We start from the raw sequence: 17,644 nt of genomic DNA on the forward strand, positions 1-17,644 counted from the left end.
CGGTGGTTCCTTTCGGATCCAGGTTGGCAGAACAGGGCAACAGTGTGGCAAACCCGGGCTTTTCCACCAATGCGGTGGGGGCTTGCAGGGTGGCCAATGGCCGTACCGCTGCAAGGACGCGCCAATCGGCCTAGGATGTTGGCCAACCCATTTGACCTTTCGGTGACCGCATGACCACAGCCCTCAAGATCGATTTCGTCTCCGACGTCTCCTGCCCCTGGTGCATCATCGGCCTCAAGTCGCTGGAGCAGGCGGCCGAGCGCCTCAAGGGCGAGGTCGCGCTCGACCTGCACTTTCAACCCTTCGAGCTGAATCCGCAGATGGCCCCAGAAGGCCAGGACATCGCCGAGCACCTGCACGAGAAGTACGGCGCCACGCCCGAGCAGAGCCAGAAGAACCGCGACGCCATCGCCGCACGCGGCGCGGCCCTGGGCTTCACCTTCAACATGGCGCAGCGCAGCCGCATCTACAACACCTTCGACGCCCACCGCCTGCTGCACTGGGCCGAGGAAGAGAGCGACAAGCAGCCGGCCCTGAAGCACGCGCTGTTCAAGGCCTACTTCACCGATGGCCAGAGCCCTGGCGACCATGAGGTGCTGGCCCGCGTGGCGGGTGAGGTGGGGCTCGACGAGGCCGAGGCCCGTGCCGTGCTGGCGTCGGACCGCTATGCCGACGCGGTGCGCGAGCGCGAGCAGTTCTACCTGCAGCAGGGCATCCACTCGGTGCCGGCCATCATCATCAACGACCGCCACCTGATCTCGGGCGGCCAGCCGCCGGAGGTTTTCGAACAGGCTCTGCGCCAGATCGCATCCGGAAAAGCATGAAGAAAGGGCGCCGAGGCGCCCTTCGTCATTTCAGAGGAATCGGGGTGGCCCGGTCCACCGGCACGGCTGTCACACTGTTCTGCGGCGAGCCGTCCACCAGTTTTTCCGAGTAGGTGAGGTAGACCAGGGTGTTGCGTGCCGGGTCCACCATGCGCACCACGCGCAGGCGCTTGAACAGGATGGACAGGCGCTCGCTGAACACCTCTTCCTGCTTGCGCAGCGGCGCGGGGAAGTTCACCGGCCCGGTCTGGCGGCAGGCGATCGAGGCTTCGGAGCGGTCTTCGGCCAGGCCCAGCGATCCCTTGATGCCGCCCGTGCGGGCGCGCGAGACATAGCAGGTCACGCCCTGCACCGCGGGGTCGTCGTAGGCCTCGACGATGATGTCGTGGTCGCGGCCCAGCAGCTTGAAGGCCGTGTCCACCGTGCCGATCTTGTCGGGGGCGGCGCTGGCGGCGCCCGCCGCCAGCAGCGTGCAAGCGGCCAGGGCCGCCGTGCGCAGGGTGGCGCGCATCACGCGGCCGCCCCGGCTTCGGTGCAGCGCTTGGCCAGGTGGGCCAGCGCTTCTTCCACCTGGTCCACCAGCACCAGGCACAGGTCGCCCGGTTGCAGGCGGCCGAGGGCCGTGTCGATGGCGATGAACTCGCCGCGGATCTCTTCCACATGCGTGGTGCGCGCAGCACCGGCCAGGCCTTCGCGCAGCAGCGCCATCACCTCGCCGTCGCCACGGCCGCGCTGGGCCGCGTCCTGGTACAGGATCACGTCGTCGAAGGCGGCGCCCAGGATCACGGTCTGCTCGCGGATGTCTTCGTCGCGCCGGTCACCGGCACCGCTGATGACCACGCTGCGGCGCTTGCCGGGCAGGGCGTCCACGGCGGCCACCAGGGCGCGCATGGCGTCGGGGTTGTGGCCGTAGTCGGCGATCACCGTGGCGCCGTTGTAGTCCATGATGTTGAAGCGGCCGGGGGCGTTGTCGCTGTCGTTCACAAAGCCCGACAGGCCGCGGCGGATGGTCTGCCAGGGCAGGCCGGCGCCCCAGGCGGCGGCCACCGAGGCCATGACGTTCTCCACCTGGAAGCCGATGCGGCCGTTGCGCGTGATGGGCACGTCGCGCAGGTGGATGGTCTCGCGCCACGAGCCTTCGGAGGCGACGATGGAGTCGCCGTCCACGTACACCGTGCGGTTGCCCTGGGCGCGGTGGGTGGCCATCACGGGGTTGTGGCGGTCGCTCGCGAAGTAGATGATCTTGCCGGGGCAGACCGGCGCCATGGCCGCCACGATGGGGTCGGCCGCGTTGAGCACGCCGTAGCCATCGGGGGCCACGTTCTGCACGATCACGCGCTTGAGCACGGCCAGGTCTTCCACCGTGGTGATGTAGTTCAGGCCCAGGTGGTCGCCCGCGCCGATGTTGGTGACGACGGCCACCTGGCAGCGGTCAAAGCCCAGGCCTTCGCGCAGGATGCCGCCGCGCGCGGTCTCGAACACGGCCGCATCCACCTCGGGGTGCAGCAGCACGTTGCGTGCACTCTTGGGGCCGCTGCAGTCGCCGCTGTCGATCTGGCGGCCATTGACGTACACGCCATCGGTGTTGGTCATGCCCACGCGCAGGCCCTGGGCCGTGAACAGGTGGGCGATCAGGCGCGCCGTGGTGGTCTTGCCGTTGGTGCCGGTCACGGCCACCGTGGGGATGCGGCCGTCATCGCCATGGGCGTAGAGCTTGTCCACCATGGCCTGGCCCACATTGCGCGGCTTGCCGTACGAGGGTGCCAGGTGCATGCGCAGGCCGGGGGCGGCATTCACTTCGACGAAGCCGCCGCCTTGCTCCTCCAGCGGGCGCAGCACGGTCTCGGCCACCATGTCCACGCCGCAGATGTGCAGGCCCACCATCTGGGCCGCCGCAATGGCGCGTGCCGCCACCTCGGGGTGCACGTCGTCCGTCACATCGGTGGCGGTGCCGCCGGTGGACAGGTTGGCGTTGTTGCGCAGGATCACGCGCTGGCCCTTGGGCGGCACGGAGTCGGGCGTCAGGTCCTGGGCCGCGAGGCGCGCCACGGCGATGTCGTCCAGGCGGATCTTGGTGAGCGAGGTGGCATGGCCTTCGCCGCGGCGCGGGTCCAGGTTGACCTGCTCGACCAGCTCACGCACCGTGTGCTGGCCGTCACCCAGCACCTGGGGCGGCTCGCGGCGCGCGGCGGCCACCAATTGGTCGCCCACCACCAGCAGGCGGAAGTCGTGGCCGGGCAGGAAGCGCTCGACCATCACGGTGCCGTATTCCTCGGCGTTCTTGTAGGCGGCTTCGAGCTGGGTGCGGTCGGTGATGTTCACCGTCACGCCCTTGCCCTGGTTGCCGTCCTGCGGCTTCACGACCACGGGCATGCCCACCTTCTGGGCCACTTCCCAGGCCTCGTCGATGCTCTGCACCGGCTTGCCCAGCGGCACGGGCACGCCGGCGGCATGCAGCAGGCGCTTGGTCAGGTCCTTGTCCTGGCCGATGGATTCGGCCACGGCGCTGGTGGAGTCCACCTCGGCGGCCTGGATGCGGCGCTGCTTGGAGCCCCAGCCGAACTGCACCAGGCTGCCGCGCGTGAGGCGGCGGTAGGGAATGCCGCGCGCCACGGCAGCGTCCACGATGGAGCCGGTGCTCGGGCCCAGGCGCTCGTCCTCGTCGAGCTCGCGCAGCGCGGCAATGGCCTTTTCGGCGTCGAAGCTGCCGTTGCCCAGGGCGGCCTGGATGAGCTGCTGCGCATCCTCGAAGGCCTGGCGGCCCACGGCCTCTTCGCTGTACTCCACCACCACCTGGTACACGCCGGGGTCGGTGGTGGCCGTGGTGCGCGCAAAGGTCACGCGGCAGCCGGCCTGCGCCTGCAGTGCCAGCGCGGCGATCTGCAGCACATGGGCGAGCGAGATGTCGCCATCGCCGCCTTCGGGGTGCAGTGCGCCCACGGCCGGGAACAGGGCGCGCAGCCGTGCCTCGAACCCGTCCATCTGGCGGATGGCACGCTCGTTCTCATCGCAGGCCACGACGGCCTCGATGGCCATGTGGCGGCTCCACAGGTTGGGGCCGCGCAGGGCCCGGGTGCGGGATACATCCATGGAAAAATCTCTTTCAGTGTCCGTCGGGGCGGGCAGGCCCCGGAGTCATCGCAGTGTTCGGTCTCTCAGGCACTCAAGTGCGCAGTCCTGGGGGGGGCGGCAGGTCGGGCTCGAAGGTCTTGATGCCTGCACCGATCAGGTCGGGCGCAATGTCCAAAGCCCAGGCGGCGCCTGCGGCGGCCAGCAGGGCGTCGGTATCGGGTACCACGGCGTTGCGGCCGAAGGTCAGTTCGGTGAGCGAGCCCAGCACATGTTCGGCGCTGCCCGTGGCCAGCACCACGCGGCCGTTCTTCACGAGCACGGCACGGCCGTTGTCCTTGGCGCGGTGCTCGGCAATGGCCGGCAGGGTGTGGTCCTGCGCATACAGCACCACATCGCCGTCGCACAGGCGGGCCAGGTCCACGACCTGCGCCTCGGCGGCGTTGAGCACGGCGGCGCCATCGGCTAGCACCACGTCCACCTGGGTGCGCATGACCTTGGTCATCTGGTCCTGCTCGTGCACGTCGAACTCGGCCAGGGTGCTGGCGCCGTCCATGTCGGTCACCACGCCCACCTTGCAGCGGTCGTAGGCCAGGCCGTCGCGCAGGATGGTGCGGGCGTCGTTCTCGATCACGGCGGCCTGCACCATCTGGTTCATGAGCAGGCGGTGGGCAGCCTCCCAGTGGGCGCTGTCGGTGGCATCCACATGGCGGCGGTCCAGGAACAGGCCGTCGCGGCAGGCCACGCCCGTGTGGCGGCCGCTCAGGTGCAGCAGCCAGGCCACCAGGCGCGAGATGGTGGCGGTGTTGCGCGTGCCGGCCACGCCCACCACGGGGATGCGGCCGGCTGTGCCTTCGGCATGGTCCTCGGCCGGGAACAGGTGTTCCACGATGGCCTGGCCCACGGGGCGGGGCGCGCCCACGGCGGGCTTCAGGTGCATCAGCAGGCCTGGGCCGGCATTCACCTCGACGATGGCACCGCCCTGGGTGTGCAGGGGCTTGGAGATGTCCTGCGCCACCATGTCGATGCCGGCGATATCGAGGCCCACCACCTTGGCGGCGAGCTGGGCGATGTAGGCGACCTCGGGGTGCACGTCGTCCGTGCAGTCCACGGCCACGTTGCCGTTGCGCTGCACCACGATGACCCGGCCCGCTGCGGGCACGGAATCGGCCTCCAGCTCCTGGCGCTTGAGTTCGAGCTGCACCTTGGTGTCGGTGGCCAGGTCGATGATCTCCAGCGGGTATTCCTCTTCGTAGCCGCGGCGCGGGTCGGAGTTGAGCTGGCTGTCGATCAGCTCCTTGACGGTGGAGCGGCCGTTGCCGGTGATGCTCACCACCTCGCCGCGCGCGGCAGCCACCACCTTGCCGCCCACCACCAGCAGGCGGTGCTCGTCGCCGGGGATGAAGCGTTCGACCATCACGTCGCTGCCCTCGGGGTAGGCCACGTGGTAGGCGGCCTCGATATCTTCGCGCTTGCGCAGGTCCAGGGTCACGCCGCGGCCGTGGTTGCCGTCCGAGGGTTTGACCACCACGGGCAGGCCGATGTCCTCGGCCGCTTCCCAGGCTTCCTCGGGGCTGTTGACCACCTGGCCTTCGGGGATGGGCACGCCGCAGGCCTTGAGCAGGCCCTTGGTCAGGTCCTTGTCGCTGGCGATACCTTCGGCGATGGCGCTGGTGAATTCGGTCTCGGCCGTCCAGATGCGGCGCTGGCTTGCGCCATAGCCCAGCTGCACCAGGTTGCCGTCGTTCAGGCGGATGTGGGGGATGCTGCGGTCCGTGGCGGCCGTGACGATGCAGGCGGTGCTGGGGCCCAGGTACTGGTCGTCCACCTCGGTGCGCACCCGCGCCACGGCGGCGGCCACGTCGAAGGGCTCGTCGTTGATGGCCGACATCAGGAGCCGGTGGCCCTGGGCCAGGGCCACGCGGGCCACCTGTTCGTCACGCGCGCGGAACACCATGCGGTACACGCCGCGCTGCGAGGTGCTGCGCGTCTGGCCAAAGCCTGTGGGCATGCCGGCCAGGTTGAGCAGCTCGATCACGATGTGCTCCATCACGTGGCCGCACCAGGTGCCTTCTTCCAGGCGCTGCAGGAAGCCGCCGCGCTCGCCCACGCCGCAGTGGTGCTCGATCAGCGCGGGCAGCCAGGCCGTGAGCCGCTCGTTCAGGCCGGGCAGGGTGTGGGAGGGGTGGTCTTCCAGCACGCCCAGGTCCAGCCAGACTTCCAGCACGGGCCGGTAGGTCCAGATGTTGGGTCCACGCAGGTAATTGATGCGAAGCAGTTGGATGTCGTCGAATTTCGCCATGGTTGCAGCGGGTAGGTGTTCCGGCCTTTCGGAGGCTATGCGGGGGAGGGCAACGAGAATATGGGGAATATTGTGCTCCACTCGGATGGCAGCGGCGGCTGTCAGCCGGGGAGCGGTCGCAGACGTTACAGGTGGATGCCTTGGCGCTCCAACCCGCAGTATCGGGGAGAATTCGCGCTTTGGCGCCCTGGGTGACGGCTGGTTGCCAGGGGCGCAGAACCCAATACAACATGCAACATCACCATTCTGTGGACGCCTCCGGTGTCTTTTCTGGCCCCCAGGGGGCCGATCTGCGGGCCATGCTCGCTTCCCAAGAGAACGTGCTGGCCACGTTACAGGTTGACCTGAGTGCCGAACTGCGCTTCGCCACGGGCTGGGTGGTGGTGACTTCCGAGCGTCTGCTGGCCTGCGAGCCCGGCACCAACGCCTGGCGCGCCTGGCCCCGGGCCCCGGGCCTGGAACTGCGCATGCACGACCATGGGGGCATCGGCGCCCTGGAGCTGCACGATGCCGATGCGCGCCTGGCGCTGTGGCGCTTCACCCTGGGCCAGCACGCCCAGGCGCTGCGCCTGGTGCAGCGCTTCGAGCAGCCGGCCGGCGCCGCCGAATCGGACGAGGCTACCTGCCCCCAGTGCCACACCCCGCTGCCGCCCGATACCGAGGAATGCCCGGCCTGCGCACGCGCCCAGCCGCCGCAGACCTCCACCTGGGTGCTGTTGCGCCTGTGGCGCTTTGCCCGCCCCTACCGCAAGCAGCTGGCCGCGGGCTTTGCGCTGACCCTGGCCTCCACGGCCGCCACGCTGGTGCCGCCCTACCTGACCATCCCGCTGATGGACGACATCCTGATCCCGTTCCAGAACGGCCAGAAGATCGAGCCCGGCCTGGTCCTGCTGTACCTGAGCGGGCTGCTGCTGTCGGCCCTGGCGGCCTGGGGCCTTTCGTGGGCGCGCACCTACATCCTGGCCTTGGTGTCCGAGCGCATCGGCGCCGACCTGCGCACCACCACCTACGAGCACTTGCTGCGCCTGTCGCTCGACTATTTCGGCGGCAAGCGCACGGGCGACCTCATGGCGCGCATCGGCTCGGAGACGGACCGCATCAACGTTTTCCTTTCCTTGCATGCGCTGGATTTCGTGACCGACGTGCTCATGATCCTCATGACGGCGGCCATCCTGTTCTCCATCAACCCCTGGCTGGCGCTGGTCACCCTGGTGCCGCTGCCCTTCATCGCCTGGATGATCCACACCGTGCGCGACCGGCTGCGCACCGGCTTCGAGAAGATCGACCGTGTCTGGTCCGAGGTGACCAACGTGCTGGCCGACACCATCCCCGGCATCCGCGTGGTCAAGGCCTTCGCCCAGGAAAAGCGCGAGGCCCAGCGCTTCCGTGACGCCAACCAGCACAACCTGGAGGTCAACGACAAACTCAACAAGACCTGGTCGCTGTTCACCCCCACCGTGTCGCTGCTCACCGAGATCGGCCTGCTCGTGGTCTGGGCCTTCGGCATCTGGCTGGTCTCACGCAACCAGATCACCGTGGGTGTGCTCACGGCCTTCATCGCCTACATCGGGCGCTTCTACAGCCGGCTCGACTCCATGAGCCGCATCGTTTCGGTCACGCAGAAGGCCGCCGCCGGCGCCAAGCGCATCTTCGATATCCTGGACCACGTGAGCAACGTGCCCGACCCGGCCCAGCCCGTGCAGGTGGACAAGGTGCAGGGCGCGATCGCCATGCGCGGCGTGGGCTTCCGCTATGGCAGCCGCGCCGTCATCAAGGGGCTGGACCTCGACATCCGCCCCGGCGAGATGATCGGCCTGGTGGGCCACAGCGGCTCGGGCAAGAGCACGCTGGTCAACCTGATCAGCCGCTTCTACGATGTGACCGACGGCTCCATCCAGGTCGATGGCGTGGACATCCGCCGCTTCGCCGTGGCCGACTACCGGCGCCACATCGGCCTGGTGCTGCAGGAGCCCTTCCTCTTCTTCGGCACCATTGCCGAGAACATCGCCTACGGCAAGCCCGAGGCCACGCGCGAGGAGATCGTGGCAGCGGCCCGGGCGGCCCATGCGCACGAATTCATCCTGCGCCTGCCGCACGGCTACGACTCGCTGGTGGGCGAGCGTGGCCAGGGTCTGTCGGGCGGCGAGCGCCAACGCATCAGCATTGCGCGCGCGCTCCTGATCGACCCGCGCATCCTGATCCTGGACGAAGCCACCTCGGCCGTGGACACCGAAACCGAGAAGGAAATCCAGAAGGCCCTGGACAACCTGGTCAAGGGCCGTACCACCATCGCCATCGCCCACCGCCTGTCCACCCTGCGCAAGGCCGACCGCCTGGTGGTGATGGACCGCGGCGAAGTGGTGGAAGTGGGGCCGCACGACGAACTCATGGAACAGCAGGGCGCTTACTGGCGCCTCTACGAAGCCCAGGCGCGCCGTGCCGAGGAAGATGCCCAGGCGGCCGGCGTGCTGCTGGACAGCAGCCTGCTGCACCCGGCCCACCCTGCGGGCAGCGCCTGAGCGCCCGCCCACCGACGGATGACAACACCGCCATGACCGATCAGACCCCTTCTCCCGCCAGCCCGGTGCAGTTGCACCGCAACCCCCATGGGCGCCTGGTGCTCACCCTGCCCGACGGCACCCTGCACGAGGGCGTGGTGCCCGTGCGCGCCTTCCCCATTGCCGCGCCTGCCGAAGGCCTGTCCCTGGTGGGCAGCGATGGCCACGAACTGCTGTGGCTGGACCGCCTGGACCAGCTGCCCCCGGCCGGGCGTGCCCTGGTCGAGGAAGAACTGGCAGTGCGCGAGTTTGTGCCCACTATCGAAAAAATAACCGCGGTATCGAGTTTCTCGACCCCCAGCACCTGGGATGTGGAAACCGACCGGGGCCCCGCCCGCCTGGTGCTCAAGGCCGAAGAAGACATCCGCCGGCTCGGTGGAAGAACCCGCCTGCTCATCGCAGCCGGCGAGGGCGTGCAGTTCAAGGTGCCCGATACGACGCTGCTCGACCGCCAGTCGCGCCGCTTCCTCGAACGCTTTCTCTGAGCACCTGACGGGGAGCGCACCCGCCCGCCGCCTGCTTTTTGCGGGCGGCGGGCTTTTTTTTGCCTTCAAAGGGCTTTGAATCTAGGGGTAAACCCTTAAATTTGAGCTTAAAGGCAAAAAAGACCTCAATTTCCCCTTTTGTTTGCCGTTATGAATGTACGAAGAGTCCGGAAGTGCCTCTGTCCATTCCATCCACCACCTGGGGCCTGCCATGCAATTGCCACCTGTTGATCGATCGCCGACCTGGCGTCCTCCGGGCGCCGATTTGTATTCCACCGGCGCCTCGGGGGCGCCGCCGATACGTCCTGTCAATGCGCCGCTGCCCGTCGAGTCCATGGACCGGCTGGGGGAGGGGGCCATTGTGCGCGAGCCCGACAAGCCCTCGGCACCCGAGGCACCGAACCGCGACTGGACCGAGGTGAAGAAGAAGGAAACGGCGGAAGCGCCGCCCGAGCCGCCGCCGGAGCCCATCTACAAGCAACTGCTCGAATTCATCCAGTCCATGTGGCGCGCCAGCGGCAGCGCCGTCGAAATGGCCCAGGACATCAACAAGGTGACCCTGCAGGAGCGCCTGGCCCAGCAGGTCAAGAACGAGCCGCTGACCTACTCGGACCCCAAGGTCAAGCGCACGGCCGGGCTGTAGGCAGGGTGGCAGGTTGGGGCGCGGCGACGGCGCCCGGCAGGGTGGATTTGCTATTGAATCAATAGCGATTGGGATCAGGGAGCGCTGGCTGCAGGAGCGGGGGCAGCAGGCGCCTGTTGTTGCTTGGCGCGATCCCGTTCGGCGCGGTACTTGGCCGCGAAAGCGCGCACCTCTTCGTACGAGACAAAGCCATCGTGGTCGGTGTCGGCCTCGTCAAAGGCATTGGCCAGGCGCGGGAACAGCTTCACTTCGGTCCGGCTGAGCTTGCCGTCGCCGTTGAAATCCAGCATCTTGAATTCGCGGATGGCCTTGGCCTCGCCCTTGGACAGGCCTTCGGTGTCGGCGGGCGGCGGCGCAACCGGCGCCTGTGCGGAGGCCAGGCTGCACGCCACCAGGGCTGCAGCGCCCCAGGCCAGAAAAATCGTCTTCTTCATGCGCTCAAATCCTTGTGATGGGCCATGGTCCCACAGATGCAGCCCGCCGGTGTCCTTTGCAATCGGTCAGAGGCCATCTTTCACCACAAGTTGCACACCATTGCACAACTTTGCAGGCTGGGTGGCGCAGGGCGCCTGTACGGATTTGCGTTGAAGGCGAATCCGTATCAGCTATTCATTGCGCAGCGCGCCACCCGTTACGCATGAAACTGGCGCGGCCGAGGCCAGTGCCCCCGTGCAAGGGCCGCCCCGCCGCACCGGGGGCGTCCCCCTCCCAGATTGCGAAGCAATATGAGAGAGGGGGAAGGCGCGAAGCGACTCAGGGGGTGCTTCACTTCAGTCGGCCAGCAGCGTGACGGGGTTGGACACCCCGCTGTTCACATGCCCCGCGGGCACATGCAGCGAGGCCGAGTTGACATGGCCGGTCTGGTCGTCGAAGAAGAAGTCGGGCTCGAACTCGCGCAGGAACTCCCCCTTGGCCAGGCCGCCGAGGAACATGGCTTCGTCCACCGCAATGTCCCAGTCCATCAGCGTGCGGATCGCGCGCTCGTGCGCCGGTGCGCTGCGCGCCGTGACCAGCGCGGTGCGGATGCGCATGCCCGTGCCGCCTGCATGCTGCAGCCGGTGCAGGGCGGCCAGCAGGGGCTTGAAGGGGCCGTCGGGCAGGGGCTGCGCCGCCTTGTCGGTCTCGTGCCGCTGGAAGGCGGCCAGGCCTTCGGCCTGGTAGATGCGCTCGGCCTCGTCCGAGAACAGCACGGCGTCGCCGTCGAAGGCGATGCGCACCTCGTTGGGGTTGGAGTCGCCCGCCCGCACGGATTCGGTCAGCACCCGTGCCGCGGGGTAGCCCAGGTGCAGTGCCTCGCGCACATCGGCCTCGTTGGCCGAGAGGAACAGGTGCGCCCCCAGCGGGCGCAGGTAGCGGAACGGATCGCGCCCCTGGGTGAACACCCCGCGCTGCACCATGGGCAGGCCATGGGCCACGCAGGAGCGGAACACGCGCATGCCGCTCACCGGGTCGTTGCGCGACAGCAGCACCACCTCCACCCGCTGGTGCTCTGTGGTGTTGAAGGCCAGCAGCTTGCGCACCAGCGAAAACGCCACGCCGGGCGCCGCGGGAATGTCGATGCGCTGGCGCTGCAGTTCCACGTAGGCACGGTCGTCGCTGTCGTTGAAGACGCGGTTTTCTTCCTCGAAATTGAACAGCGCGCGCGAGGAGATCGCGACCACGAGCTTGTCGTCCAGGGTGGCAGCCATGGCTTTGTCTACTTCACGAACTGGTTGAGCTGGATGATGGGCAGCATCACGGCCAGCACGATGGCCATCACCACCAGGCCCATGGCCACGATGAGCAAGGGCTCCAGGATGGTCGCCAGCTGCATGGAGCGGCGCTGCACCTCGGCCGAGAGCTGGGCGGCGGCGCGCTGCAGCATCACGGGCAACTGGCCGGTCTGCTCGCCCAGGCGCGCAAACATCGACAGCAGGCCCGGAAAGCGCTTCTTCTGCGCCAGGGCTGATGCCAGGGGCGCGCCCTCGCGCACCAGCACCAGGGCGTCGAGTGCGTCGGCGCGCAGGGCACGGTTGTTCAGGGTCTCGGCAGCGGCCTGCAGGGCACGCAAAATGGGCACGCCGGCACTGGCCAGCATGGCCAGCGTGCCGGCAAAGCGCGCCGCGTTGTAGCCGCGCGCGAGCTTGCCCACCAGGGGCAGCTGGAGCCAGGCGGCATCGAAGCGCTCGCGCACGGCCTCCGATTTCAGCGACCAGCGCAGGCCGAGCGCGCCCAGCACCAGCACGCCGAACAGGGCCAGCCCGTAGCTGCGCACCAGCGCACTGATGCCCAGCATCACGGTGGTGATGAAGGGCAGGGCGCGCTTGGAGCCCGCGAACACGCTGGCCACCTGGGGCACCACATAGCCCAGCAGGAACATCACGATGGCGATCGCCACCAGGGTCACGATGGCCGGGTAGAGCGCGGCGCCGACCAGCTTGGCCTTGAGGGCCTGGCGGTCTTCGAGGTCATCGGCCAGGCGTTCGAGCACCAGGCCCAGGTTGCCGCTGTGCTCGCCGGCGCCGATCACCGCGCAGTAGATGTCGGAGAACTCGCGCGGGTGCTGGCCCAGCGCGCGCGCGAAGGTCGAGCCGGCGTTCACCTCGGCACGCAGGGCCGCCACCAGGTGGCGCTGGCGGTCGTCGTCGGCCTCGTCCGAGAGGGCGCTCAGGGCCCGCTCCAGCGGCAGGCCCGAACCCACCAGGCCGGCGATCTGCCGGGTCCAGATCGCCAGGCCGGTGGCGTTGAACACCGGCCGGGTGAACAGGCTGCGGTTCCAGCCCTGGGCAGAGCCGTCGCGGGACTGCCCGGTCTGGACCTGTTCCACTGCAATCGGCACCAGGGCCTGCGCGCGCAGCTGGCTGCGGGCGGACTTGGCGGTGTCGGCCTCCATCAGGCCTTTGCGGGTCTGGCCCTGGGCGTCCAGGGCTTCAAAGGAAAAAGCGGGCATGCAGCAGGTGGTGGTGGGCGGTTGGGAAGTGCCGGGGCAATGCACCCTCGTCAACCCAGGATGGTAGCGGCAATGGGCCCGCTGCCCGTGGGCTGGCCCGCAAACCTTGTCAGCGGCCGGTGCGCGGGGGCGGGGGCGGGGGCGGGGATTCTGGCGGCGGCACCCATTGCACGCGGAACGCGGCGCCTTGTCCGCCGATGCCGGCCGAAAGGTCGACCGTCGCCTCGATGCGCCTGGCGGCCGAGCGCACCACCGCCAGCCCCAGCCCGGAGCCGCTCGCGCCGCTGCCGGGGGCGCGCACGAAACGCTCGAAGACGGCCTCGCGCCAGGGCGGGGCAATACCAGGGCCATCGTCGCGCACTTCCAGCTGGATGCGCCCGGCCTGGCAGCCCAGCTGCAGTTCCACGCGCCCGCCCGGGTGCCCATGGCGGATGGCGTTGCCGATCAGGTTGTCGGTGATGGATTCGAACACCTGCAGCGGGCCCTGGGTGGGCAGGTGGTCGGGCCCGAGGTAGGCCAGCACGATGTCCCGCGTCGCCGCGGGGCCTGCGTGGGCCGCCAGGCAGTCGCGGGCGATGTCTGCCAGGTCCACGGGCACGGACTCGTGCTGCATGCCCGCATCGAGCCGTGCCAGCGTGAGCAACTGCCCGACCAGGCGGCCGGCGCGCTCGATGCCGACACCCAGGCGCTCGGCTGCCTCCTGGCGCTCTGGGGCACTGCCACTGTGCTGCAGCACATCGCGCTGCGCGCCGATGACGGCCAGCGGCGTGCGCAGTTCATGGGCGGCATCGGCCAGGAAGTTGCGCTCGCGCTGCAGCAACTCCCGCAGCCGTGCCAGCGTGGCATTGAGCTCGTGCACCACGGGCGCCAGCTCGGCATGCGGCGCGCTGACCGACAGCGGCTGCAGGTGCCCGGGCGGGCGCAGTGCGAGCTCCCGGGACAGCTGGCGCAGCGGCCGCAGCCCCGTATGCACCGAGAGCCAGACCGGCAGCAGCACCAGGGGGAAGGCGACCAGCAGGGGCTGGAGCAGGCCTTCGCTGCTGACCATGACCGAATCGAAGTTCAGGCGCCGGCTGTCGTGCGACTGGGTCACCTCGATGCGGTAGCGGCCATCGGCACTGTGCTGACGGTAGACCCGGTGCGGCTGGGCGCCGCCCTGGTCGGCATAGCCGTCCGGTCCGTCCGCCAGGGCATCGGGCCCGGTGCCGCCGCGCGCAAGCCGCCGTCCCTGGGTGTCCCGCACCTGAAAGCCCAGAAAGCCCACGGGGTAGTTGAGCAGTTCGGTATCGCTCTGGATGCGTGCGTCCAGGCCTTCGAGTGCCGCGGCGAAGCGCGCCTCGTCGCCGGCGGCAGCGCTGGCCAGGCGGTCGATGCTGCGCGCCAGGGCGAGCATTTCGCGGTCGAAGCTGCCCGTTTCCTCGGCATAGACCATGCCGTGCCCGAGCCCGTAGATGGCCGCCCAGACCAGCGCGCTTGCCAGCAGCAGCGACAGCAGCAGGCGCCGGGCGATGGAGGGGCGCAGCAGAGAGCGGGGCCGCAGCATCATGGCTGCAACCCGGCGATGCGGTAGCCCACGCCGCGCATGGTGTGGATGCTGTCTTCGCCCAGCTTGCGGCGCAGGTTGTGGATATGCCACTCCAGTGCGCTGAACTCCAGCGGCTCGCCCAGGGGCGCCAGCGCGCGCGCCAGCCGGTGCTTGGGCACCACGTCGCCGCCATGGCGCGCGAGCTCGGCCACGATGGCGAATTCGCGCGGCGACAGAGGCACGGGCCCATCGCAGGTGCGCACCTCGCGCCGGCCCATGTCGATGGTGAGCGGGCCCACATTCCAGGTGCTTGAGGACTGGCCCGCCGCCCGGCGCGTGACGGCCTGGACGCGGCTGGCCAGCTCGGCCACCTGCACCGGCTTGATGACGTAGTCGTCGGCCCCCGCATCGAGCCCGGCGATGCGCATCTCCAGCGCATCGCGCGCGGTCAGCACGATCACGGGCAGGGCGACCCCGGTCCGGCGCCAGCCCCGCAGCAGCGACAGGCCCTCGCCATCGGGCAGGCCCAGGTCGAGCACGGCGCAGGCATAGGGCAGGGGCTCGTCGCCGGCAGCCTCGCACAGCGCCTGGGCCTGGCCCAGGCTGCGCACCCATTCGCTGCTCAGCCCGTAGGCCTTGAGCGCCTTCTGGAGGTCGGCGCCCAGGTCCAGATCGTCTTCGATGAGAAGCAGGTGCATGTCGAAAGTCCCTTCTTAGAACGTGTTTACGATCTTTACGGGGCCGCGCAAGCGCCGCAACGCCGCAGACCGCCCGGCAAGGCACTTGCCCGAAGGGTTGGGGCGAAATCGGGCGATTGGACGCCCCGGCTGCTTGCATGGGCATGGGCCCATGCGGCGCACCCGAAGCATCCACTCATCCCGATTGCTCCCCAACGCGGCCCCGTAAAGATCGTAAACACGTTCTTAGGTCGGACCACAGCTTATGCGAGGCGGGCAAAGCTGGCGCAAAGGAAGCCCTGCCTAGCATGCGCGGGTTTTCAACCACCCATGGAGCCACCGCTGTGCGCCTTGTCCGAACCATGCCCCTTTCCATGACCGCCCTGCTGCTGGCCGGGGCCCTGCTGTCCGCCTGCGGCGGGGGCGGCGACGCACCGCCCCGCGAGCAGGCCGCGGTTCAGGCCCTGCTGGAGCGTGCCGTGCCCGCGACCACGCCACCTGGCGCGCTGGTGGCGGTGCGCGACGCCTCGGGGCAGGTCACCCGCTACGCGGCGGGCCTGGGGGCCATGGACCCTGCCACCCCCATGCGGCCCGAAGACCGCTTTCGCGCCGGCAGCGTGCTCAAGCTCATGGTTGCCACGGTGGTGCTGCAACTGGTCGAGGAGGGGCGGCTCGCACTTGGCACGCCGCTCGACCAGTTGCTGCCGGCCGCGCGCACCACCGGCTTCGCGCACCGCCGTGCCATCACCCTCGAACATCTGCTGAACCACACCAGCGGCCTGGGCGACACCGCCTCCAGCGAGGCCCACGATGCCGATGTGCTGGCCCACCCGGAGCGGCTGCGCAGCGAACAGGAGTACCTGGACATGGCCCTGCAGGAAGGCCAGAGCGCACCCGGCACGCATGCCTATGCCAACACCAACTACATCCTGCTCGGCCTGGTCATCGAGGAGGCCACGGGGAAGAGCTGGCGCAGCCAGGTGCGCGAGCGCCTGCTCACGCGCCTGGGCCTGGCGGATTCGTCGCTGCCCGAGCCGGCGGACCTGGAGATGCCCGCGCCCTTCGCCCATGGCTACCAGCCGATCCACGGCGAAGGCCTGCGCGACGTCAGCCGCATCTCTCCCTCGATGGCTGGGGCGGCGGGCGGCCATGCCCTGGTGACGAGCACGGCCGACCTGGCGCGCTTTGCCGCCGCGCTGTTCGGCGGTGAGCTCTACCGGCAGCCCGGCACCCTGGCGCAGATGCTGCGTTTTGTGCCGGCCGAGCCCATTGGCGACCTCACCTACGCCTATGGCCTGGGGGTCATGCGCCACCAGTTGCCCGACGGCACGGTGTTCCTGGGCCACGGGGGCTCCACGGCGGGCTATTCGTGCGCCATTGTTTACGACCCCGTGCGCCGGCTGACGGTGGTCGCGGCGCGCAATGCGCCGGACCTGGAGGCCACCTACATGGAGGTGGCCATACCGGTGGCGCGGGCCCTGCAGGGGCCGCGCTGAAGGGTCAAGCCGGCACCGTGGCCTGCAGCGCCGCGTGGGCCTGGGCTGCAATTTCCAGCGAGCGCAGGCGCAGGGCGGGGTCGTACACGTCGCTCACCAGCATCAGCTCGTTGGCGCCGGTCTCGCGCACCAGGTCGGCCAAACCGGCCTGCACCGTCTCGGGGCCGCCGATCACGGCCGCAGCCAGGAAGTCGCCGATGGCGGCGCGCTCCTGCGGCTGCAGGCGCGCCGCGAAGTTCTCCACAGGCGGCAGCAGCAGGCGCCGGTCGCCGGTGAGGATGCCCAGCACGCGCTGGTAGGTGCTGCTGGCCAGGAACTCGGCTTCCTCATCGGTGGGCGCCGCGATCAGCGGCACGCCGATGGCCAGGTAGGGCTTGGGCCAGGCCGCCGAGGGGCGGTACAGGTTGCGGTACAGGTCGATGGCCTGGTGCAGCAGGCGTGGCGCGAAATGCGAGGCAAAGGCATAGGGCAGGCCGCGCTCGGCCGCCAACTGCGCCGAGAACAGGCTCGAACCCAGCAGCCAGATCGGCACATTGGTGCCGGCCCCGGGCGTGGCCACCAGGCGCTGGCCGGGCTCGGGGGCCGCCAGCAGGCGCTGCAGCTCGGCCACGTCCTGCGGAAAATCGTCGGCGGTCTCCACGCGGCTGCGGCGCAGCGCGCGCATGGTGGCCGGGTCGGTGCCGGGCGCGCGGCCCAGGCCCAGGTCGATGCGGCCGGGGTAGAGCTCGGCCAGGGTGCCGAAGGCCTCGGCCACGACCAGCGGCGCATGGTTGGGCAGCATCACCCCGCCCGAGCCCACGCGGATGCGCGAGGTGCCGCCCGCGATGTGCCCCACCAGCACGGCCGTGGCCGAGCTGGCGATGCCGGCCATGTTGTGGTGCTCGGCCAGCCAGTAGCGCGCAAAACCGAGCTTTTCGGCATGCTGGGCGGTGCGCAGCGCGATCTGCAGGGCATCGGCCACGGTGCCGCCATCGCGGACGGCCACCAGGTCCAGCATGGACAGGGCGGTACGGGGGGAAACAGGTTCAGTCATGTGCCCATTGTGGTGCGGCCCGGCCGGCGCTGCTTGCACCGGGGCCGAGAGCCGAGGCTGGCAGCAGGGCTGCAGTGCACATGCCGACAGGGGTATGCCATTT

The 17,644-nt window shown here is 69.4% G+C and carries 14 protein-coding genes; 5 read left to right on the forward strand and 9 right to left on the reverse strand.

Annotated features, from left to right (window positions below):
* Positions 1–170 precede the first annotated feature (170 nt).
* Complete coding sequence (locus tag HNP48_RS12485) at positions 171–824, forward strand: DsbA family oxidoreductase (protein ID WP_184857264.1); 654 nt, start codon at positions 171–173, stop codon at positions 822–824.
* 25 nt (positions 825–849) lie between these two features.
* Here HNP48_RS12485 and HNP48_RS12490 read toward each other — a convergent pair whose 3' ends face one another.
* From HNP48_RS12490 to cphA (HNP48_RS12500), 3 genes are all read right to left on the reverse strand, one after another.
* Complete coding sequence (locus HNP48_RS12490; protein ID WP_184857265.1) at positions 850–1,335, reverse strand: CreA family protein; 486 nt, start codon at positions 1,333–1,335, stop codon at positions 850–852.
* The gene (gene cphA, locus HNP48_RS12495) at positions 1,335–3,914 is read right to left on the reverse strand and encodes a cyanophycin synthetase (protein WP_184857266.1); all 2,580 of its coding nucleotides are present in this window, start codon (positions 3,912–3,914) and stop codon (positions 1,335–1,337) included. Before cphA (HNP48_RS12495) ends, HNP48_RS12490 begins: the two co-directional genes overlap by 1 nt.
* 73 nt (positions 3,915–3,987) lie before the next feature.
* Complete coding sequence (gene cphA, locus HNP48_RS12500) at positions 3,988–6,195, reverse strand: cyanophycin synthetase (protein ID WP_184857267.1); 2,208 nt, start codon at positions 6,193–6,195, stop codon at positions 3,988–3,990.
* A 230-nt stretch (positions 6,196–6,425) separates the two neighbouring features.
* Here cphA (HNP48_RS12500) and HNP48_RS12505 point away from each other — a divergent pair, with 230 nt between their 5' ends.
* From HNP48_RS12505 to HNP48_RS12515, 3 genes are all read left to right on the forward strand, one after another.
* The gene (locus HNP48_RS12505) at positions 6,426–8,714 is read left to right on the forward strand and encodes an ABC transporter ATP-binding protein (protein ID WP_184857268.1); all 2,289 of its coding nucleotides are present in this window, start codon (positions 6,426–6,428) and stop codon (positions 8,712–8,714) included.
* A gap of 32 nt (positions 8,715–8,746) precedes the next feature.
* Positions 8,747–9,238 (forward strand): DUF1854 domain-containing protein, encoded by a 492-nt coding sequence (locus tag HNP48_RS12510; protein ID WP_184857269.1) that lies wholly within the window; start codon positions 8,747–8,749, stop codon positions 9,236–9,238.
* 211 nt (positions 9,239–9,449) lie between these two features.
* Positions 9,450–9,881: a hypothetical protein gene (locus HNP48_RS12515; protein WP_184857270.1), complete on the forward strand. Its 432-nt coding sequence runs from the start codon at positions 9,450–9,452 to the stop codon at positions 9,879–9,881.
* Between the two features lie 74 nt (positions 9,882–9,955).
* Here the strand turns inward: HNP48_RS12515 and HNP48_RS12520 are convergent, their stop codons facing one another.
* The 5 genes from HNP48_RS12520 to HNP48_RS12540 form a co-directional block, all read right to left on the reverse strand.
* Positions 9,956–10,315 carry an EF-hand domain-containing protein gene (locus tag HNP48_RS12520; RefSeq protein ID WP_184857271.1) on the reverse strand — a complete coding sequence of 120 codons (360 nt, stop codon included), beginning with the start codon at positions 10,313–10,315 and terminating at the stop codon, positions 9,956–9,958.
* A gap of 336 nt (positions 10,316–10,651) precedes the next feature.
* Positions 10,652–11,569, reverse strand: a complete 918-nt coding sequence (locus HNP48_RS12525) for a 5'-nucleotidase (protein WP_184857273.1) — start codon at positions 11,567–11,569, stop codon at positions 10,652–10,654.
* Positions 11,570–11,577: 8 nt separating this feature from the next.
* Positions 11,578–12,810, reverse strand: coding sequence for a type II secretion system inner membrane protein GspF (gene gspF / locus HNP48_RS12530; protein WP_184857275.1), 1,233 nt, complete (start codon positions 12,808–12,810; stop codon positions 11,578–11,580).
* 109 nt (positions 12,811–12,919) lie between these two features.
* Positions 12,920–14,356 (reverse strand): ATP-binding protein, encoded by a 1,437-nt coding sequence (locus HNP48_RS12535; RefSeq protein WP_184857277.1) that lies wholly within the window; start codon positions 14,354–14,356, stop codon positions 12,920–12,922.
* A complete protein-coding gene (locus HNP48_RS12540) occupies positions 14,353–15,033 on the reverse strand; it encodes a response regulator (RefSeq protein ID WP_184857278.1) in 681 nt (226 codons plus the stop codon). The genes HNP48_RS12535 and HNP48_RS12540 overlap by 4 nt, the downstream gene beginning before the upstream one ends.
* A gap of 353 nt (positions 15,034–15,386) precedes the next feature.
* On the opposite strand from HNP48_RS12540, the gene HNP48_RS12545 reads away from it, so the two are divergent.
* On the forward strand, positions 15,387–16,508 hold the full coding sequence (locus HNP48_RS12545) for a serine hydrolase (protein ID WP_184857280.1): 1,122 nt from the start codon (positions 15,387–15,389) through the stop codon (positions 16,506–16,508).
* 4 nt (positions 16,509–16,512) lie between these two features.
* Here HNP48_RS12545 and HNP48_RS12550 read toward each other — a convergent pair whose 3' ends face one another.
* Entirely contained in the window at positions 16,513–17,541 is a 1,029-nt protein-coding gene (locus HNP48_RS12550; protein WP_221480187.1) for an LLM class flavin-dependent oxidoreductase, read from the reverse strand.
* Positions 17,542–17,644 lie beyond the last annotated feature (103 nt).

The organism is Acidovorax soli (assembly GCF_014207955.1).
Classification (GTDB): domain Bacteria; phylum Pseudomonadota; class Gammaproteobacteria; order Burkholderiales; family Burkholderiaceae_C; genus Acidovorax; species Acidovorax soli_A.